This window comes from Lyngbya sp. PCC 8106, from assembly GCF_000169095.1.
Taxonomy (GTDB): Bacteria; Cyanobacteriota; Cyanobacteriia; order Cyanobacteriales; family Microcoleaceae; genus Capilliphycus.
Genome location: NZ_AAVU01000022.1, coordinates 17,198 through 38,945, shown reverse-complemented (window position 1 = coordinate 38,945; position 21,748 = coordinate 17,198). Strand labels below are relative to the sequence as shown.

Genomic DNA, 21,748 nt, shown 5'->3' with positions numbered 1-21,748 from the left:
GCAGTCCTCCTTCCTGTCGTAGAAGAGCTAACAGCCATGTTTGAATACCTTTTATTTATTGACATACACCCGATGTTAATTGCTATGCAATATAACCCGAGAATTCTTAGACCGAAACTAAGTTCCGTGTTCGCAGTTTAAACAGAGGTGATGCCCTCCCCCTGCTCAACGGGTTTGACTAACACCAGATCAAGCGTTAAATATTTGATCTCTGCGGACTCAACCCCAAATTTCACCTCATTTTTCAAACTTGCCCCTCGGCCATTTCGGTAGAGGTTAAGATCTATTTTGTGATGAATACTAAACAAAGTATAAAATATTTTGGGGTTTAAGTAAATAGCGGACTAAGAAAAATAACATATTGTAACGATAAGTAAAAAAGATTAGCATCGCTTAGAACACTGAACTCTTAGCAAAAGTGTTACCATCCAAGTTGAACTCCATTCCCCTAAAAAATGGCGCTATTCCATCTACAGTCCCCCTTTCAACCTATGGGTGATCAACCACAAGCGATCGCCAAACTGGTGAAAAGCATTCAAGCTCACCACCAATTTACCACGTTGTTAGGCGCTACGGGAACCGGAAAAACCTTTACAATCGCGGCAGTGGTCGAAAAAATTGGTAGACCCACCCTGGTACTAGCCCATAATAAAACCCTCGCTGCTCAACTGTGCAATGAGTTACGAGAATTTTTCCCAAACAACGCAGTAGAATATTTTATCAGCTATTACGACTATTATCAACCCGAAGCCTATATTCCCGTTACCGATACCTACATCGAAAAAACCGCTTCTATTAACGACGAAATCGATATGCTGCGACACTCGGCTACCCGATCCTTATTTGAACGTCGGGATGTGATTGTTGTGGCCTCTATTAGCTGCATTTACGGGTTAGGAATTCCGACTGAATACCTCAAAGCCGCCATTCCTCTGCGAGTCGGAGAAGAACTCAATCAACGTCAACTCTTGCGGGATTTGGCTTCAGTTCAATATACTCGCAATGATACAGAATTAACTCGCGGGCGCTTCCGTCTTAAGGGAGATGTTTTAGAAATAGGGCCAGCTTACGAAGATCGGATTATTCGAGTCGAATTTTTTGGGGATGAAGTCGATGCGATTCGTTATATTGATCCGGTAACTGGAGAAGTTTTGCAAAGTGTAGAAGCTTTAAATGTCTATCCCGCCCGTCACTTTGTTACCCCACAAGATCGTTTAGAAGTTGCTTGTAATGATATCGAAGCCGAACTCAAACAGCAAGTTCAAGCCCTAGAAAATGCAGGCAAACTATTAGAAGCCCAACGCTTAAACCAACGGACTCGTTATGATTTAGAGATGTTGCGAGAAGTCGGATATTGTAACGGCGTTGAAAACTATTCTCGTCATTTAGCCGGACGCCAAGCCGGAGAATCACCAGAATGTTTGATTGATTATTTTCCCAAGGATTGGTTATTAGTGATTGATGAATCTCATGTGACTATTCCTCAAATTCGGGGAATGTACAACGGCGATCAATCCCGAAAACGAGTATTAGTTGAACATGGGTTTCGTCTTCCCAGTGCAGCCGATAACCGTCCGTTAAAGGCAGAAGAATTTTGGGGAAAAATGAATCAATGTATTTTTGTTTCAGCCACACCGGGAGATTGGGAAATTGAACAGTCTCAAGGTGAAGTGGTTGAACAAATTATTCGACCGACTGGTGTAGTTGACCCAGAAATTTTTGTACGTCCCACTGAAGGACAAATTGATGATTTGTTCGGAGAAATTCAGGAACGAGTTGAACGAGATGAACGAGTTTTAATTACGACATTGACGAAACGGATGGCAGAGGACTTAACCGAATATCTACAAGATCGAGGTGTAAAAGTCCGATATCTACACTCAGAAATTAAGTCTATTCAACGGATAGAAATTATCCGAGACTTACAACAAGGGGTGTTTGATGTGTTGATTGGAGTGAACCTATTGCGGGAAGGTTTAGATTTACCTCAAGTGTCGTTAGTGGTAATTTTGGATGCGGATAAAGAAGGGTTTTTGCGGGCGACACGTTCCTTAATTCAAACCATTGGTCGGGCGGCGCGAAATATCCGAGGTCAAGCCATTTTATATGCAGATAACCTCACCGATAGCATGATCAAAGCGATTGATGAAACTGAACGACGACGTACTATTCAGCTAGAATATAACGAAAAACATGGAATCATCCCCCAAACCATTGTGAAAAAGTTTAGCAATGCTATTTTAGACTTTTTGGATGTTTCTCGACGCTTAAATGCTCAACAGTTAGAAGAAGTTTATGAACAAGTTGACGAATTATCCTTAGAAGAAATTCCGAATTTTATTGGTCAGTTAGAACAACAAATGAAAGAAGCCGCGAAAAAGTTAGAGTTTGAAGAAGCTGCAAAATTACGAGATCGGATTAAACTGTTACGAGATAAGTTAGTTGGGCATTAGTCTCTCACCTCTAGCCCCTCACTTTCTAAAAGAGGGGAATCATTCATCGAGATTAAGTGTTTTGCATTGAATAAAAGTTCAATCTTGATCGGTAATTTGATCTATACAGGGGTCACATCTTGACAAAAGTTGTACCAATTTTGTACCAATGGAATAGTACACGGCACACAGCGCGGTATAAACCAACTCTAGAGCTTAGACAGTTAAAGAGTTTGGGGGTAATGGACACAACAGGATTCGAACCTGTGACCTCTACGATGTCAACGTAGCGCTCTAACCAACTGAGCTATGCGTCCGAACGAGTTATAACTTTAGCATAGACTGTCTTATCTCTGCAACCTCTAGAGTGAATTTTCTCCTGAGATTTCCTAGAGAAGCTGATTTGAGGGAACTGAGTCGAGAATTTATTCGTTGCGAATGGCTCAACTCTGACGCTAAGAGGGTAAACTTGGATGGAAGGATTTTAAATACTGAAGTGGCGTAGAATGTTTAAAAGTATGAACAATCGTCACTGAGCTACTCTACCATGATGTAATCTGAGGAAAACAGGATGACTAAACAACGAAGTCTAGGGGATATGGTCAAACAGGAAGCTCAAAAAGTCAGCGACTCAGATGTTCAAACCGTAGAAGCAGAAATCGTTAATTCTGCTGAGGTTCCAGAACAAGAAGATACTGAAACATCATCGACATCTGAAGCAACTGAGACTCCTACTATGCGACGTAAGAATCCTACTAAAGCAGACCTCGAAGTTCAAATCACTGAATTAACTTCCCAAATTACTGAATTAACATCAAGCTTAGAAACATCTCGGGAAAACGAACGTACTATCCAAGAGAAGGTGTTAAATTTACAATCTGAAGTTGAGGAAAAAAGTAAATTCATTGCTCAACTCCAAAAAGAACTTAAAGAGAATGATGTTAAAGAGGAACTTGAGAAGGCTCAAAAAGCAGCATTTCAATTATCAGAAACCAATTCTCAACTGATAGAAGAACTGGAAAAACTCAAAAACGAGAACCAAGAACTCAAAGAGAAAAAAGAGCAGAAGGTTAAACCGGATAAAAAAGCACACTTACCTCAGTTAATCCATCGTCCCGAACACGTTACAAATCAACCTAAAACTTCTTCTAACGATGACTTTTCTCAAAGTACCTGGTTGCTTTGATTTTTCCGCTAAAAGAGTACACCTCCTAGTTAATCTCTAAACTCTGGTTTTCTAGAATAAACATAAATCAATAGCTGTTTTTGCTATTTTCAAGTTACAAATAGTAAAGATTAACGCTCAATTTTCGCCAAAAATTTAACAATAATTTATCTAACAGAGTATCCCATCACTGATTTAGAACCGACTGTCATAGAGATCAAGAATGATTCTCAGCATTGATTGCATAACTTCTCACTGAACTAGAGATACATATTAGTAGAGACAAACCACTCATCTGACCTCACTCCATATCTATGCTATTTGACCTGGCGAACCTCCCCTACTGGATTTTCTTAGGAATGGGTATTTTACTTTTCCTACTGGTAATTCTTGGGGGCGCAGGTGATGAAGAAGTCGATTTAGACCCAGATGTTGACGTTGATGTAGAGGCAGACTTTGATGCAGATGTCGATGCTTCCGGTGATTTCAGTCCACTCAAACTGTTGGGATGGTTGGGGTTTGGTCAAGTTCCGTTACTGTTATTGCTAGCAACAGATTTCAGCCTGGTGGGACTATTGGGCTGGATGTTTAACGTCATCGTGGGTGAACTAACAGGAAGCCTTCCCGGTGCGGGGTTGAGTGGTGTGATCTCCATTACTGCCATTGTTGTAGGTTTGTCTGTGGGTAGCACAATTGCCCGGCCCATCGGTCAACTGTTTGCATCCTTTGGGGAAGATACCCGTGGCGAGCGCTTAATTGGTCGTCTGGCAATTGTAACTTCTGTCAATATTCCCAAGCAAAAAATCGGTCAGGTGGATGTTCTCGACGCCGATAGTAACCGGGTAACGATTACCGCCACTCTACCCGAATGGGCAACAGTGATTCCTCTGCGTGGAGAAGAAGTTCTCGTCATTGCTCGTCAACCTCAAGCTTATCTAGTGATTGCCCACAATAGTCCCGACAGTCAGCAGTGGCTATCTGATTTATCTCATTAACAATATTAATTTGATTGGAGTTCCTGCAATGTTATTTTGGCTAACTTTCTTACAATCATTACCCGCAATTAACACCTCCAAAACTGACTCAATCACCTCTAATATCGAAACCACTCCCGCTTATCTTCAGGCTCAAATTTCACCCTTAACTCCCAGAACAAATCAACCGATAATCGGACAACTCGGAGGTAGCCTAACTATCTTTGCCGGATTTTTTACCGGAATTGTTTTCTTAATCATTTTGGGAACCATTGCCTATTCTCGCCTTTATCAAGTCACTCCCGCCAACGAAGCCTTTGTTAAAACCGGAGGTGTTCTCCGCAAACGAAGAACTGTGATTAAGCATGGGGGATCTTTAGTATTACCTGTATTTGATCGCCTCACTCGTGTTCCCCTCAAAGAAATTTCTATTGATGTCGAACGCACTGGAAAACTCGCTGTTCGGACTCAAGACTATTTGCGTGCGGATATGCGAGTCACCTTTTTTGTTTGTATTAATGCCATTGATGAAGATATCAAAACGGCTACTGAACGTCTCTCTCAAAATGGTCAAATCACAACTGATGATATTAAAAACGCCATTGAAAAACGGGCAGATGATGCGATTCGAGCGGCAGCAAAAAGCAAAACACTTGCCTATCTTGACTCCGATAAGTTAGGCTTTGCTCAAGAGGTACTGAACTTAATTGAACCTGATCTTAAAAAAATTGGTTTAACCCTCAATAATATTGCGATTTCAGAAATCGAAGAAAGCGATACCTATGATACGAATAACTTCTTTGATGCTCAAGGGGTAAAATTGCGAACTGAAACGATTCAAAAATCAATTAAGCAAAAAGAAGAAGTCGAACTCACTACTGAACGAGAACGACAGGAATTTGCGCTCACAACTCAAGTGGAAATCGATCAGAAAAAACTTGTGGCTCGCAAACAGTCGTTGGAAATTGAAAAAGACAAAGAAAGTGCAGAATTGGCACAACAGCTAGAAGTTGAAACGTTGAGGGCGCAACAAACCCGGGAAATTCAAGAGGCAAAAGATAAAGAAGCGGCGAACCAAGAGCGTCATCAAATCCTACAAGCCAAAGCCGTTGAAGAAGAAGAAATCAGAAAAAAATTAGCCGTTCAGCAAAGTCAAATTATTGCCGATATTACTCTAGAAGAACAACAGAAAAAATTCAAAGTTGCTCAAGCTTTGCAAAAACAAGAAGCAGAAATGGCGGAAATTCAACGACAAAAAACCATCGACTCCAACCGTTTCTCCGCCCAAGTTGAAGTAGAAGAACAAGAGAAAAAACTCAAAGTTGCCCAAGCTTTGCAAAAACAAGAAGCAGAAATGGCGGAAATTCAACGACAGAAAATTATTGAGTCTAACCGTCTGACTGCCCAAGTTGAAGTTGCTGAAGCTGAACGCTTATCTCAACTTGCCAAACAAGAAGCGGCGATTGCAATTGCGGCAAAAGAACAGGAACGGTTAATTGCTGAAGCTGAACGGGCTAAAGCAGAATCCGGGGTAACAACAGCAACGGAAATTGAGAAAGCCGAACGTCAACAGCGCTTATCTGTGATTATCGCTGAACAAGAAGCTGAACGGCAACGTATCACGGAACAAAATGTGGTAGAAATTGATGTATTTCGTCGCAAACGACAAGCGGAAATTGCCCGCCAAGCGGCAGATTTGGAAGCGGAATCTATTCGTACTCTCGCCGACGCTAATCGCGATAAAGAAATAGCCGCAGCCGACGGACTCGAAGCAAAAGTGAAGGCTGAAAATGCAATTAGCGATGCTAACCGAATTGCTCAGGTGATTAGTGAACTTGGCCCTCAAATGATTGATAATCTGCCAGAAATTATGACGGCGTTAGCCCCACAACCCGGAGTTTTAGGGGATGCTAAAATCTATGCGTTTCCGGGGGCAAATGGTAATAGTAGCACGCAAGAAATTAGCAAATTGATGATGTCTACCAGTGGGATGACGTTGGTTAATTCTTTGTTGGAAGACGGGAAGTTGGTTTCACTACTGGCGGGTTTAACTCAATTGATGCGGGGTTCGGGCGGTACATTACCCCAGGAGTTAGAACAGTTTACAGAATCAGTCGTCTCAAAGGAGTCAGAACCCGCGAAAAACAAGACAAGCAACACTCAAAAATCCGATAATTCTGTTATTCCTCCCTCAGTTGGGTAGGTTTTTTACATTCCGATTCCATCAAGATTCCCATCGGCATCAAAATTCAGACTGTTGGTAATCATTGTGATGAGGTTGATGGGAATTTTCAGAACAAATTGTTGTTAATCTAAAGGTTAGTTGCTCAATTTCGACGAATCTATCAATGAATAATGGCCCTTCTCCCAATCAGCAATATCCGTTGCCGAATCAAACTCGCCTCGTTTATTTAAAGAATATCATCAAAAATCCTAACATTATTGTTGGGGATTATACTTATTATGATGATTTTGAGAATCCCGAAAATTTTGAACGCAACGTTCTTTATCACTTTGATTTTGGAGGAGATAAACTGATTATTGGTAAATTTTGTTCTATCGCCTCTGATGTCAAATTTATTATGAATGGAGGAAATCACCGCACAGATTGGTTTACAAATTATCCCTTCCCAGTTTTTGGTTTGGGTTGGGAAGTGGCAATGCCAGATTCTTGGCCGAATAAAGGCGATACAATGATTAGTAATGATGTTTGGATTGGTTATGGTGCGACAATTATGCCGGGTATTCAGGTGGGGGATGGTGCGATTATTGCCAGTCAATCGGTTGTTACTCGCTCTGTTGAACCTTATACAGTTGTTGGGGGAAATCCGGCTCAAGAAATTCGCAAACGGTTTGAAGAATCAATCATTCAAGAACTATTAGAAATTTGCTGGTGGGATTGGGAAATTGACAAAATAACCCGTAATCTTAAAGCGATTTGTGGTTCCGATCTTGATGCTTTGCGGAAAGCAACATAATCTACATCAATATTTTAGGACTAAAATATGCGAAAAATACGATTATTCATAGCCTCTATAAATTACCATAAATTAAAACGTATGAGTCTGGATTATTACAAGTATTTTATCAGGTTGAAAATAGTTAAAAAAAATAGAATAAAGTCAGAGTTGGAAACCCGATTCCTTAGAGAAACCAGGTTTCTATGATTGGCAGTCTTAAACTCTAATTATTCTGGTTTGATAGTTCAGAATCCTTTGTTTGCTTCTGATTAGATGAGCCATTTTTACCCTTTCCATTCTGATGATGACCATTACCATTCCCATTCCCATTCCCATTCCCATTACCATTCCCATTCCCATTACCATTACCATTCCCATTCCAGTTCTCAAAATGTCCGTTCATTTCGGGGGCGGGATTTAAGTCTGTTTCAGTCGATGATTTTCCAATCAAATTGAGTTGTAGAGTTTGAGCAATCACATAAAAGACTGGCACAATATACAAACTCAAAATAGTAGAAATCAGCATTCCTCCTAATACACACAAGCCAATAGAAACCCGACTTGCTGCACCTGCACCCGTCGCTAAAGCCAGAGGAAGTACCCCAAAAATTGTCGAAAAAGCGGTCATTAAAATGGGTCGAAATCGAACTTCTCCGGCTTCTAAAGCGGCTTCTGTAATCGATAATCCTTGGAGTCGTAATTGGTTGGCAAACTCGACAATCAAAATAGAGTTTTTCGTCGCTAAACCAATCAACATAATTAACCCAATACGGCTGTAAATATTCAACTCCAATTCAGCTATCCACAACGCCGCAAAAGCACCTAAAAGCGACAACGGAACAGCCAACAAAATAATCAACGGATCAACATAACTTTCAAATTGGGCGGCTAAAGTCAGGAAAATAAACGTCATCGCCAAACCAAAAATTAACAGCGTCGCATCACCCGCATCTCGAAACTCTCGCGACTCTCCTGATAAATCAGTTCGCATTCCTTCCGGTAACACTTCCGAAGCTAAGTTTTCTAAAGCCGTAATAGCATCTCCTAAACTCACACCTGCGGCTGGACTTCCTTCAATTTCTGCGGCACGAAAGCGGTTAAAGTGATTGATTTGCGGAGGCGTTGTTGAGGTTTTTACAGTGACCAAACTACTCAAGGGAATCATTTGTCCCTGTTCAGTTCTCACATATAATTCTTGAATATCATCTGGCGTTGAACGATATTCTTTTTCACCCCGAACGATGACTTCATAACGCTGATTTCCCTGGTTGAAATTGGTGATATCTTCACCCCCCAACATAATTTGTAGCGTGCGGGCAATATCCTGAACTGACACCCCTAAATTACCCGCTAAAGCCCGATCAACTTCTAAGATCAACTCCGGTTTATTAATCTTTAAATCCGTATCAACGTTGACCACTTCTGGTAATGCTTGCGCTCGTTTTGTAAACTCATCAGACACCGCAGCCAGTTCTTCTAAATCTGTTCCTTGAATGACAAATTTAATCGGTTGACCTCGACTACTTCCGGGTAAAGAACTCGGGTTAATCGCAAACACCATTGCATCAGTAATTTGGGAAAACTTGCCAATTAATCGCTTAACAATTTCCTGCTGAGATTGACCCGGTTCTGTGCGTTCTGACCAGGGAATTAAACGAGTAAAAGCAAATCCTCGGTTTCCTTGAGAGGCACCTCGACCAAATCCTGATAACGTGAAATAAGCCCTCATTTCGGGAACGTCTGCGAGGATATCTTCGACTTGTTGAACCACATTACTGGTATATTCTACACTGGCACCTTGAGGAGCATTAATCGGAATAAAAACTCGCCCTCGATCTTCAGTCGGTAAAAAACCTTGAGGGATTTGTACAAATAGCCATGCAGTTACGGCTAAAGACATCAAAAATACTAATAATACAACAGGTTTAAGCTGCATTACTATCTTTAAAGACCGACCATACATCATCTGAATCAGGTCAATTCCCCATTCTAAAAAATCGAGAGGAACAGACAATACTTTCATCAAAACATTGCGTTTTTCTGTACTTTTCGGTTTGAGAATTCGAGCCGAAACCGCAGGTGCAAGAGTTAATGCTACGAAGGAAGAAACAATCACTGAACCCGCTAAGGTAATTGCAAATTCATTAAATAATCTTCCCGTTGTTCCTCCCGAAAATCCCACCGGAACAAACACCGCCACCAATACAACTGTTGTCGCAATCACCGCAAATACAACCTCTCCCACCGCTTCTAAAGCAGCCGGCAGGGGTTTCATGCCTTTTTCATCGATATAGCGAACAATATTTTCTAACACAACAATGGTGTCATCTACAACCAAACCTGTCGCCAGAGTCAGGGCAAATAGGGTTAATGTATTAACCGAAAATCCTAGCACAAACATCACCGCTAACGCCCCAATTAAAGAAACGGGAATCGTAATAGCCGGAATCAAAGTTGCTCGCCAATTTCGCAAGAAAACAAAGATAACGAGGACAACCAAAGCAATAGATAATAATAAACTATGCCAAACTTCATCAATGGCAATTTCCACAAATTCTGAGTAGTCAACCGCAATGGTATAACTCATTCCTTCGGGGAAAATTTTGGCAAGTTCAGCCATCTGTGCTTTGATACCACTCGCCACTTCTAACAGGTTTGAACCCGAAAGTTTACTCACCCCCAAAGAAACCGCAGGTAAGCCTCGAAATCGAGCAATGGTGCGATCATCTTGAGCGCCGATTTCCGCTCGTCCAATATCTCTTAAACTGATTTGAGAACCATCAGCGTTGTTTTTAATAATCAGGTCTTCGTATTCTTCGGGTTGTTGTAAACGTCCTAAAGTTCTGACTGGATATTCAGTCATTTCTCCTTCAATACGACCACTCGGAATCTCTACATTTTGTCGTCTTAATGCCTGTTCAACATCTAATGCAGTGATATTTCGAGCCGCCATTTTTTGCGAATCTAGCCACAGTCGCATCGCATAACGACGTTCTCCTCCGATAATAATACTCCCGACTCCATCGACGGTTTCCAGAGCATTTTTAATAAACAAATCTGCGTAGTTACTCAGTTCTAGGGTGGTGAAATTTTCCCCATAAACCGCAATCCACATAATTTGTTCATCGTCGCTGCTTTCTTTAGAAACAACGGGGGGATCAATATCATCGGGAAGTCTCCCAACCACTTGTGAAACCCGGTTACGAACGTCTTGAGTTGCCGCTTCTAAATCTCGTTCTAGGTTGAATTGAACTCGAATGGTACTGACGCCTTCCCGCGTTGATGAACTGAGGGTTTTAATCCCATCGACACTATTAACTTCAGCTTCAATAATTTCTGTAACTTCTGTTTCTACAACCTCTGGATTTGCACCGGGATAAGTGGTGCGAATGGTCACCAGAGGCGGGTCAATACTGGGAAATTCTTGAACGGGAAGCCGACTAAAACTAATTAATCCAATTAAGATAATGAATAGGGAACAAACGGAAGCAAAGACGGGTCTTTTGATAAAGAAATGGGTGAACATGATGAGTGAAGACGATTGAGTATTTTAGCATTGAGATGTTGAGATGTGTTGCCCCATTCTCAAACCTAGAGTTGGAAGTCATATTTTCTAGGTTTTTGGTAAATCAAACCCTAATTTGATAAAATTTTATTCCTCAGATTCAGCAACATTTTTTTTGAATAGATTACTTTATTCAACGACTTTAATCGCCGCCCCATCAGATAATTTTTGAGTCCCAGATACAATTAATTTTTGTCCTGGTCGTAATCCTGACAACACTTCTGCATTATCCCCTTGAACTAAACCTAATTCTACCTGTTGTTTTTTTGCTGTTAATGTCTCGACCCCTTCACTAATATAAACAAAGCGTTGCTCCCCTTGAAAAGTAATCGCATTGACAGGCACAATTACTGTACCTGACCGTTCATTCCAAATTACCATTGAACGGACAAACTGATTATCTCGTAGCCGTCCTGATTGATTATCAAATGTCGCTTTGGCTAACAAAGTTTGAGAGTTTTGATTAACGGTTGGTGAAATAAAACTAATTTTTCCGGTAGCGAGAACTTCACCTTGAGGATCACTAATTGTGACAGGTAATCCGATTTTTAAATCCGCTTTTCGTTCAATTGGAATCGGTAAACGTAAATCTAAGCGTTGATTTTCAGTTAAGGTTGTAATCGCATCACCCTGACTGAGAAAATCACCAATTTTACCCGAAACATCTCCCACAATACCCGTAAACGGAGCCACAATTGCCGTTTCTTCGAGTTGAACTTCTAAACCACTCACCTCAGCAATTGCTTCTGCAACTTCGGCTTCGGCTTGAGCAATTTCTTCAGGACGAGTTCCATTTAATAATTGATTCAATTCACTTTGGACTTCAGCAACTTCGGCCTCAACGAGAGCAATTTCTTCCGGACGCGCCCCATTTTCCAATTGTCGCAACGCTTGACGTTCTTCTTCAACCGTTGATTGGAGTTGCTCAATTTGAGTTCTTTGACTTTGTTGGAGTTGTTGTAAACGTCTTTGAGATTCCTCGACAGTAGCACTCAATCGCCGTTCATTTTGGCGAAATTCTTCCAGTTCATCTTGAGAAACTGCACCCTGTTCTCGCAACTGATTATAACGATTCGTTCGTTCCCTTGCGAGTTCTAAATCAGCTTGATTGGCTTCAATTCTGGATCGCGCTTGAGCAATTTCGTCTTCAAGACTTCCCGATCGCGCATCAGTTAAACGGGCTTGAGCTTGGTTTAATCTGGCTCTGGCTTGAGCGACTTCTTCAGAACGAGTTCCGGCTTTTAATTCATCTAGACGAGCTTGGGCTTGATTTAAGCGGGCTTCGGCTTGATCAATTTCTTCGGGACGAGTTCCCGCCCTCAGTTGCGCTAAATTCGCCTGAGCGCGAGTTACATTAGCCTGGGCGCGTCGGAGTTCGGCTTCGATATTATCACTTTTCAACCGGGCGATCGCTTGTCCCTCTGTGACTGTATCCCCCGACTCGACAAAGATCCGAGTGATCCGTCCTGCGGTTTCGGAACGAATATCGACTGAACGTATCGCTTCTAACGTCCCCACAAACTCCGATTTTTCTTGTAGGGTGGTTCCCTCGACGGTGGCTAATTTAACGGGAATGGTTCGCGGACTAGAGGCTGCTTGACTTGCGGTTTGGGGTTTGTTGGCTTGTTGGTTTTCCCACCATTTCCCCCCAACGAACCCTGCACCCAAAGCCATCACGATCACAATTAGCACTTGTAACCATCCGATCCCTTGTTTGGCGGGTTGAGGTTGAGGTGGAGACGATATAGAGGAAACTTGAGGTTGATCGACTGTATTATCCCGTATTGGGTTCAACACAGTTGATGAATCTTGTGCCTCTTTTTCTGTAGATTTGGACAATGGAGCGTTTGACATAGATTTACTCAATCAGTCATCGTGGATTTAGACGGGCTTTGTCTTTACAAAGTTTAATAAATTTTGAGAAATTTGTTCATCTTTCCGGAGCATGAGATTAAAAGTTCGTTAGAAGGCACAAGTCAGAAGTGATCACAGGTAACTTTCACTCTTTCCCCGCTACCTCCCCTTAAATTGGATGTTGGGTTCAAAACCAAATGATCAAAATTTGACGAGAAAGCGTGAATGACTGTTCAACTCACTATTTTGAGACGATTTGAGCTATTTTGTACCGTCATTGAACGCACCCGGATCAGGTCATCTCATCAAATCTGGCGACTAGATCCAGCATTTCCGACGTTCTCAGACACCTCTTTGACAGGAGTTGGCGGTAAAACTCCGAGGGCTGATCACTCTAACACGACGCTGAATATATACTAAGATGATACGCTATTGAATGCTAAAAATTATAACGTATTTTTTCAGTTCGCTGTCTTTTCAGTTCTCGTCGGAATCTTTCATCAATTAGTCCGACTCGCCAATCCTAAACTTCTCAATTTTATTTCTCAATGATGTTTTTTAGTGTTATTATTCCCACTTACAATCGTTTACCGATTCTCAAAAAGTGTTTAACTGCACTTGAACACCAATCTAATCACACCAGCATTGAAAATTATGAAGTTATTTTAGTGGATGATGGTTCAACAGATGGCACTTTAAAATGGTTACAAGACCATCAGCTAGAGTTTCCTCATGTTCGTTGGTTTTGTCAAGCTCATCAAGGGCCTGCTGCCGCGCGAAATTTAGGCGTTAAACAGGCTCAAGGTGATACAATTATTTTTATTGATAGTGATTTAGTTGTTACTGAAAACTTTCTCAAAGCTCATGCGAGTGCATTGATTCAGGGTTATCAAACTAGCGATCGCGTTTTTACTTATGGTCGGGTAATTAATACCTGTAATTTTGAATATCCAACCTCTGAACCCTACAAAATTACTGATTTTTCTGCGGCTTATTTTGCAACGGGAAATGTTGCAATTGCTCGTCATTGGTTAATGGAAGCCGGATTATTTGACACGCAATTTCATCTCTATGGTTGGGAAGATTTAGAACTGGGTGTTCGCCTGAAAACATTAGGATTGACGTTAATTAAATGTCCCGAGGCTGTGGGTTATCATTGGCATCCTCCTTTTGCCCTAGAACAACTTCCTAATTTGATTGATCGGGAAATTCAACGCGGTAGAATGGGTGTTTTGTTTTATCAAAAACATCCTAGTTTTGAAGTTAAAATGATGATTCAAATGACAATATTACATCAAGTTCTTTGGGGGTTTTTAAGTGTTGGAGGTCGATTAAATGAACGTACCATGTCGGGCGTTTTACAATGGCTGATTAATCAGGGAAAACCTCAACTGGCTTTAGAAATTGCCCGGATTTTTTTGAATTGGTACAATGTTCGAGCGGTGTATGCCGCGTATCGAGAACTCTAAAGTCAGAACAAGAAAAAGGATCAGGTTAAACCTTTATTCTGTCTTAAATTATCTTAAATTAATCTAAAATCTGGAATTGAGAACCGCACTTACTGAAATTAATTTGAATAAATTTAGGAAAATCAATCGACTTCCGCAGTCTAGCTGTAAAATGAGGTTAATCAGGCTGTTAGATCTGCGATCGCAGGTTTAAACTTGGCAGTATTTGTTCTAAAATCATTTTCTACTCAATCCTACAGGGTGATTAACTTGATCAAATTCAGCATTAAAGTAGAAGTTAATTAGTCAACTTTATACAGAATGGCAGCTATCATTAATAAAGAACCAAAACCATCAGGTTTAGCGACTGTGTTAATTTTTTTCTCAAGCGGGCTAACCAGACTTGTACAACGGATAGGGTTTATGAAATTCTGGACAAAAAGCTTGATGTCCAAACTGATCATCTCCTTTTTGCTGCTGTTATTCGTGAGTTTGTCCAGTATGGGGACAATAGCTTATCTTGATGCGAAATCTTCAATGATAGAGTTAGCCTTAGAACAACTCCAGATGAGTGCAACCCTCAAAGAAGACAGCTTAAACCGTTGGCTAGAAACACATCGCAAAGCAACTGTTTCTCTGGGGCTACTTCCCGAAGTCAAAACTCAAGCTGAAGTTCTATTAACCCGTGATCGCTCAAGTGAAGAATTTGCCCGAGCCTATCGTCAAATGCAATCATTAATGAGTATAGCATTTGCCACTCAATCTGATGTGCGAGATATTTTTATTTTAACAGCGAGTACAGGAAAAATTATATTTTCTACCAATCCTAGCACTGAAGGTCAATCTCGAAATGCTGATGAATATTTTATTGAAGGACTTAAACAAACTTATGTTCAAAGTATTTATCTTTTTCCGGCAACTAATCAACCGACTTTAACGATTTCTACACCCATCTCTGGAGAAAACAATCAAACATTAGGTGTATTAGCCGTCAACTTGAATCTAGAAACAGTTGCAGAAATCATTACTCAAACCGACCCTGATCTTCACGAAGAAATCTACTGGGTAACTCGATTTAAAGTTCCGATATATACCAATATACCCAATCCTAAAAAATTACCTCGTCGCTTACAAAATCAAGGATTAGAAGCAGCATTAAAGCAAAAAAATGGTACACATCAAGACTTGAACTATGCAGGTGAAACCATCATTGGGGTGCATCGTTGGTTAGAACAATGGAATTCTGTTTTGCTCGTAGAAAAATCACGTTTTCATGTTCTTAAACCCGTTTACAAATTAGCAACAAATATTTTATTTGCAGGATTGTTTTTGACTATTATTTTTGGCTTTTTTATCTATAAACTTGTTCAAAACTTAACCCAACCTATTTTAACACTAACAACGGCTGCCAGGCATATTGCAGATGGAAATTTAAAGCTTGTTCCTGTCACCACAACGGATGAAGTTGGAATACTGACCACCGCATTAAACCAAATCACTCAACAACTCCATTATTTATATAGTAGCTTAGAAGACCGTATTAATCAACCTCAAAATACAGACTTTAAATTACAAGAAGCATCTACACAAATACAAGAAAAAGAAAAAGAAAAAGAAACTTTATTAAATCAAAATATTTCAACTAAAAAGCAAAATTTAACAACACCTGAAAAACTAAATAGTCAACAATTCAGTCAATTTCTGGAAGCAATACCTGTCGGAGTTGTGGTACTTGATGCTCAAGGCAATATTTATTATTCTAATCATGTTGCTCAAAGTTTATTCGGGCCAGGTGCAGTTCCCGAAGCCGATCAAGATGCAGAAATTTATCCGAGTTATATAGCCGGAACAGAACAGATTTATGCAGAAAAAGATTTACCTTTGGTGCGAGCTTTAAACGGAGAAACAGTCACCATTAATAATATTGAAGTTCATCAAGGAGATCAGATTATTCCCTTAGAATCTTGGGGAACACCAATCTATGACGAAGCTGGAAATATTGCCTTTGCAATTGCTGCTTTTCAAGATACTTCTGAACGCAAAAATTCTGAAACTGAACGACAAATATTCATTGAAGATCTGTTTAAAATTAACTGTGATTTACAACTGGCTTTAGATCAAGAAGAACAACTGAATTCTACCGCAGAACGCTTTGTTCCTCATCAATTTTTAACATTCTTAGGTTATGAGAGTATTGTGGATGTCAAAGTTGGGGATGCTGTGCAGCAAGAAATGTCAATTTTATTCTCTGATATTCGCAGCTTTACTCAGCTTTCTGAACAAATGAGTCCGTCTGATAATTTTAAGTTTATTAATGCTTATCTCGCCCAAATGGAACCTGCTATCGTAAAAAATTATGGGTTAATTGATAAGTATATTGGAGATGCAATTATGGCATTATTTGGCTGTAGTGCTGATCATGCGGTGCAGGCGGGAATTGATATGTTAAAATATTTAAGTGAATTTAATCTAACTCGTTGCCGTCCTGATCGTTCTCCTGTTCAGATTGGAATTGGTATTAATACGGGAGATTTAATGTTAGGAATTGTTGGGGGAAAGGATCGGATAGATACCACTGTGATTAGTGACGCGGTTAATTTAGCAGCCCGTCTAGAAAAACTAACCAAAAGATATAGTGTTCCTTTATTAATTAGTGAAAACACCTTTTTAGCCTTACCTGATCCGACAGCTTATTCACTCCGGTTAATCGATCAAGTCGTGGTGACTGGAAAATCAAAAAAAGTTTCTGTGTTTGAAGTTTTTGAAGCAGATTCACCTCAAGTTCGACAAAAAAAGTTAGAGACTAAAACACAATTTGAACTGGCTATTACTTATTACTATCAAGAAGAATATCAGCAAGCAATTCAATTATTTTCTGAATGTCTGACTGAAAATCCCACAGATACCGTAGCCCTGATGTATTGGCAAAGGTTACAAAGTCAAGTATGATCAAATAGAATTGGTGTATTATAGATCAGATTAAACACTTAGCTTGTCACTCGCTCTATCTTAAGTCTAACAATGTCACCTTCTATCAACCTTTAAAGTCAACCTATTTCCTTATGAGTCAAATCTTTGGAAATTTTGTAGAGATTTCCTCAACCGACAATCAAGAATTTTTAGCCATCGGATTTTCGCCGAGTTCAATTCCCCTTCAACTTCGCTGGCGGAATAATGGCTTATCCGCTAACTTTATGGCTGATTATGTCACCACATTTTTTCCTAAAAGTGAAGATGATCCGACCACTCAACATCGACAAGCAGAAATCCAAAGTGCGGTTAGTTTTATCTCCAATGAACTCCTCGAAAATGCGATGAAGTTTAGTGATAATCGTTGTGTTTATCCGATTCAAATTAAAATTAATTTAAGTCGTGAGTGGCTATCTTTTTTAGTCATTAATAGTATTGATCCCAGTACAATTTCATCATTTCAGGATTACATTCAAACCTTATTAAATAGTGATCCACAAGAAATGTATATTAATCAAATTGAACAAAATCTAGAAAATGGTCAAAGTTCGCGGTTAGGTTATCTCACGATGATCAATGACTATCAAGCCCATCTGGGGTGGAAATTTGAGACTGTTAAAATGGACTCAGAGATGTTCATCGTTAGCACCGTTGTACAACTCGCTATCTAAATAACTAACCCGAACACTGATCAACAAGGATGTGACTAGCATGGACATTCAAGAGTTTAAAACCGAAGAATACCAAGTTAAATATGATAGCGAGACAACGACAATTATCTTGGTTGGTTCTTTACGATTGAGTAACTTAGATGAGTCTAACCCCATTATTCATTTACTCAATGATGTCCTCGCTTTACAACCTGAGACAATTACCCTCAACCTACGAGAATTAAAATACCTCAATAGTTCTGGAATTAATATGCTGTCAAAATTTGTAATACAAGTTCGACGCATCAAAACCATTAACCTCATTGTTCTCGCCTCGAATGCAATTCCTTGGCAAAGTAAATCCTTAAAAAACTTACAGCGATTGATGCCAAGTTTACAACTTGAAGTCGAATAAACTTCGTCATTATCCCTTAAAGCTGACTCCGAGTATAGCGAGTACGTCTCAGTAAATCTTGAGCCTCTGCATTAACCGTTGTTCCGGGCTGTACTTCTTCCAAGGTATAAATAATATTAGCCAGTTGTCGATTCATTACTCTATAATCGAGATCATTAGAACGAGTTAACTCTCGCCATTCTGTAATCAGTTTTTGAGCCTTTTTCATTGCCTCAATTGAATCTTTTTCGTCTTGAAGTCGCCGCTTAATTTTTTTTAAATTAGAGTTATATTCTGATAACTTTTCTTGAGCTTCTTGATAGGAAGAATTATCCTGAGAAATCTTTTCGAGTTGGCGAATGGCTTGTTCCCAAAAATTAATGGCTTGTTCCCATTTTTCCACTGGATGTGGAGGATTTTGAACCACATTCACCGCTTGAACAGCATATTGTTGAGCCGTTGCAATTAAAGTTGTTCCCCTCTTTTCACGAGTCGCTTGATCGACTTCTTTCTCAAAATCTTTTTGTGCCGTTAAAGAACGATTTTCCGAGAGACGTCCCGCCAGAGTATCTGAAGGAATTTGATCAAATAAATCAATGGCTGTTTGCCATGCCGCAATCACTTGTCTTTCCCCAGATTTTAAGTTCTGATATTCTTTGCGAGCCGAATTAAGAGCAGATTCCGCTTCATTAAATCGTTCTTGAGCATACTGTTCTTGAATTATTTTTCCTTCAATTTTTTGAATATAATCACGAGTTTCCTCATATTCTTCAGTTGTAAATTGCCAACTACATTTAAACAAAGAACAATAAAATTTAGGATTAAAATCTAAAAACCAAGCGGGTAATCGATCTAGATGTTGATAAGCTTTTTGAATCTCCTGCTCACTCAGATCAATCTCAGCATTAGTCGTTGCTTCCTGAAGTAATTTTTCAGTTTGTTCAGCATTAGCAATGGCTTGTTTATAGTGATAATTCATATTCATATAACTCGGAAACAGCAAAACTGGGATTGTTTTACTAACTGGCCAACGAATTAACGGAACAGGTAAATTAACAAACCAAACAAAAGCCATTATTCCAACAACAATCAGACTTCCACGCATGATTTGGTTGTAAGTTTGAGGGGTACGGTTAACCGAAGCCGCCTCCTGAAGAACTTTCTCATCAAAATCAGGAAATTGATCACTAACAATTTGACGCAATTCATCACAAGAAAGGGGTTCACCCATCTGCAATCGCAACTTGTCGAGTCGTTGCAAGACAATTTTGCGCCCCAATTCACTGGTGAGATTATCCTGGGAACCACCGTTGATTTCTCCAGTGAGAATCTCAAAAGCGCGATTACCAAGCCGTTGCATTAACATATCCTCCGGGACTGGTGCTAAAAAACATACTTCTCTTTCGAGCATAGCGTATCTTATTAACTAGAGTATCGCTAAATTTTTATTGAACTTTTGTAGAATGGCTTAATATAAGTTCATCTTTGCTGAAAAATAATCTTTGATTCAATTGAGGACAAGGTTGTTGAATCCTCGATAAAATAGAAGATGACTCCCTCCTAATCTCTAGCGATTGGCCCACCCTCATCGCTGTAACTTGCCATCGTCGCATTTCCAGCTTTTTCTAGGTTCACTTGTCGTTAATTGGGTAAACCCTGCATTTTTTAGTAATCAATTATGGCTACAATTCTAATTATTGATGAGGATGTTCAAACTCTAGGGACACTTCAAACCATTTTGCAAGCACAAGGCTATGAAGTTGTAACGGCTAACCCCGAAAAATTGACTTTTGCTGGTGTGGAAAATCTTCATCCTCACCTGATTCTTTACACTTGGATGTCTGACAAGGTGGATGTGTTATCTGCGATCAAACACCTAAAAACTCAGAGCGATCTCACTTCTGCTTTTTATCTATTACTGACTCAACCTGAACTTCTCAACTCCCAATTTTCCCTTTTAGAACCTCAGATCGATGATTGGATCTTTGCGCCAATAGATCCCGATGAATTAAACCGACGAGTCAGCCGAGGATTGAAAAAACATCAGAGTTATTCCCAACAATCCTATTCCAGTTTTCCTCAACTACAACAAGCTTTAAGTGATCTAAATCTAGCTCGTGAACGATTAATTCAAAGTGAAAAGTTTTCTACTTTGGGTCAAATGCTCTCAGGCATTACTCACGAAATTAATAATCCTGTTTCTGTCGTTAAAGGCAATGTTTCTCATGCCGCAGATTATACTCAAGACTTAATTGATTTAATCGCACTCTATGGCGAAGAATACTCTGATCCCTCCCCAGTGATTCAAGAAAGAATTGAGGAAATAGATCTAGAATTCTTATTTGAAGATCTGCCTCAAGTGATCGAATCAATGAAAAGTGGTGCTGAACGGATTCGTCAGTTAGTTGAGTCATTGAGGAATATTTATCGGGTTGATGATTCTGAAGAAAAAGTTGTTGATCTTCATCTGGTTCTAGATGATATTATCTTGATTTTACAATCTCAACTCAAAGGTAAAAAAGGTCGGGCGATTACTTTAGTTAAAGATTATGGTAAACTTCCAGAGGTTAAATGTTATCCCGGACAGCTTAATCAAGTGTTTATGAACTTGCTGAATAATGCGATTGATGCACTTGAAGATAGACGAGTCGAAACTTCTTCAGAGGAACCGACGATTTGGATTACAACAGAAGTTGCTTCTAGTGATCATTCTAATCACCCGACTACTCCCCAAGTGACAATCCGAATTAAAGATAATGGAACTGGAATTCCTGAGAACATTAAAAATAAAATCTTTGAACCGTTTTTTAGCACTAAACCACTCGGAACCGCAACAGGTTTTGGGCTGAATATTTGTCATCAGGTTGTCGTTGAAACCCATCAGGGACAACTTCAATGTGTCTCTCAACCCGGAGAAGGAACAGAAATAATTGTTTTCCTTCCTTTGACTCAATAACTGTTATTAACGGTTCAATTCATTACTGATTATCGGTTGGGTTTTTGGTCGCCCAAATCCAACCTTTTTACTATTACTGAGAAAAAAAGCTCGAATTGTAAAGAAATGTTAAGCGTTTTTTATTAAAAAATGTTGCAAACTATTGATTAAACTGTTACGTTGTGAATGTGGAGTTAACAATTCAACCCCCGCTCGTTATAAGGAGACAAATGAGCCATGCTCTACTCTATTCTAGGGTCGTGAGTACAAGACTCGCTTGAGGGAAACCGCAAGAGAAGTCTGATACCCTGTCCCATTCAAATCAGCTTCAAAAGATAGGACGTCAGACAAACCAAAGGAGCAGTGTGTCGAAAAGTAAACACAAACTGCGATTCTCTGAT

Annotated in this window: 14 protein-coding genes and 1 tRNA gene; 11 read left to right on the top strand and 4 right to left on the bottom strand. The window is 39.8% G+C overall.

Annotation, left to right across the window (positions count from 1 at the left end; translation table 11 throughout):
• Positions 1–455 precede the first annotated feature (455 nt).
• On the top strand, positions 456–2,453 hold the full coding sequence (gene uvrB, locus L8106_RS15750; RefSeq protein WP_039896468.1) for an excinuclease ABC subunit UvrB: 1,998 nt from the start codon (positions 456–458) through the stop codon (positions 2,451–2,453).
• A 222-nt stretch (positions 2,454–2,675) separates the two neighbouring features.
• On the opposite strand, the gene L8106_RS15745 is transcribed toward uvrB, so the two are convergent.
• Positions 2,676–2,749: transfer RNA gene (locus L8106_RS15745), tRNA-Val, on the bottom strand.
• Between the two features lie 254 nt (positions 2,750–3,003).
• Here L8106_RS15745 and L8106_RS15740 point away from each other — a divergent pair.
• The 4 genes from L8106_RS15740 (at position 3,004) to L8106_RS15725 (ending at position 7,549) form a co-directional block, all read left to right on the top strand.
• The gene (locus tag L8106_RS15740; RefSeq protein WP_009785338.1) at positions 3,004–3,618 is read left to right on the top strand and encodes a hypothetical protein; all 615 of its coding nucleotides are present in this window, start codon (positions 3,004–3,006) and stop codon (positions 3,616–3,618) included.
• A gap of 293 nt (positions 3,619–3,911) precedes the next feature.
• Complete coding sequence (locus tag L8106_RS15735) at positions 3,912–4,592, top strand: OB-fold-containig protein (protein ID WP_009785337.1); 681 nt, start codon at positions 3,912–3,914, stop codon at positions 4,590–4,592.
• 28 nt (positions 4,593–4,620) lie between these two features.
• Entirely contained in the window at positions 4,621–6,774 is a 2,154-nt protein-coding gene (locus tag L8106_RS29680; protein WP_009785336.1) for an SPFH domain-containing protein, read from the top strand.
• 145 nt (positions 6,775–6,919) lie between these two features.
• The gene (locus L8106_RS15725) at positions 6,920–7,549 is read left to right on the top strand and encodes a CatB-related O-acetyltransferase (RefSeq protein WP_009785335.1); all 630 of its coding nucleotides are present in this window, start codon (positions 6,920–6,922) and stop codon (positions 7,547–7,549) included.
• Between the two features lie 205 nt (positions 7,550–7,754).
• Here the strand turns inward: L8106_RS15725 and L8106_RS15720 are convergent, their stop codons facing one another.
• Both L8106_RS15720 and L8106_RS15715 read right to left on the bottom strand, forming a co-directional pair.
• Positions 7,755–11,057: an efflux RND transporter permease subunit gene (locus L8106_RS15720; protein ID WP_009785334.1), complete on the bottom strand. Its 3,303-nt coding sequence runs from the start codon at positions 11,055–11,057 to the stop codon at positions 7,755–7,757.
• Positions 11,058–11,225: 168 nt separating this feature from the next.
• Positions 11,226–12,950 carry an efflux RND transporter periplasmic adaptor subunit gene (locus L8106_RS15715; RefSeq protein WP_009785333.1) on the bottom strand — a complete coding sequence of 575 codons (1,725 nt, stop codon included), beginning with the start codon at positions 12,948–12,950 and terminating at the stop codon, positions 11,226–11,228.
• 225 nt (positions 12,951–13,175) lie between these two features.
• Between L8106_RS15715 and L8106_RS32255 the strand changes: the two genes are divergently transcribed.
• From L8106_RS32255 to L8106_RS15695, 5 genes are all read left to right on the top strand, one after another.
• Complete coding sequence (locus L8106_RS32255) at positions 13,176–13,370, top strand: hypothetical protein (protein WP_156803701.1); 195 nt, start codon at positions 13,176–13,178, stop codon at positions 13,368–13,370.
• Positions 13,371–13,501: 131 nt separating this feature from the next.
• Complete coding sequence (locus tag L8106_RS15710; RefSeq protein ID WP_009785332.1) at positions 13,502–14,419, top strand: glycosyltransferase family 2 protein; 918 nt, start codon at positions 13,502–13,504, stop codon at positions 14,417–14,419.
• Between the two features lie 426 nt (positions 14,420–14,845).
• The gene (locus tag L8106_RS30600; protein ID WP_198012954.1) at positions 14,846–17,347 is read left to right on the top strand and encodes an adenylate/guanylate cyclase domain-containing protein; all 2,502 of its coding nucleotides are present in this window, start codon (positions 14,846–14,848) and stop codon (positions 17,345–17,347) included.
• Positions 17,348–17,460: 113 nt separating this feature from the next.
• Positions 17,461–18,039, top strand: coding sequence for a hypothetical protein (locus L8106_RS15700; protein WP_009785329.1), 579 nt, complete (start codon positions 17,461–17,463; stop codon positions 18,037–18,039).
• Positions 18,040–18,079: 40 nt separating this feature from the next.
• Positions 18,080–18,433 (top strand): hypothetical protein, encoded by a 354-nt coding sequence (locus L8106_RS15695; RefSeq protein WP_009785328.1) that lies wholly within the window; start codon positions 18,080–18,082, stop codon positions 18,431–18,433.
• Positions 18,434–18,449: 16 nt separating this feature from the next.
• Here the strand turns inward: L8106_RS15695 and L8106_RS15690 are convergent, their stop codons facing one another.
• Complete coding sequence (locus tag L8106_RS15690) at positions 18,450–19,772, bottom strand: hypothetical protein (RefSeq protein ID WP_009785327.1); 1,323 nt, start codon at positions 19,770–19,772, stop codon at positions 18,450–18,452.
• A gap of 318 nt (positions 19,773–20,090) precedes the next feature.
• Here L8106_RS15690 and L8106_RS15685 point away from each other — a divergent pair, with 318 nt between their 5' ends.
• Positions 20,091–21,368 carry an ATP-binding protein gene (locus L8106_RS15685; RefSeq protein WP_009785326.1) on the top strand — a complete coding sequence of 426 codons (1,278 nt, stop codon included), beginning with the start codon at positions 20,091–20,093 and terminating at the stop codon, positions 21,366–21,368.
• The last annotated feature ends 380 nt before the right edge of the window (positions 21,369–21,748 follow it).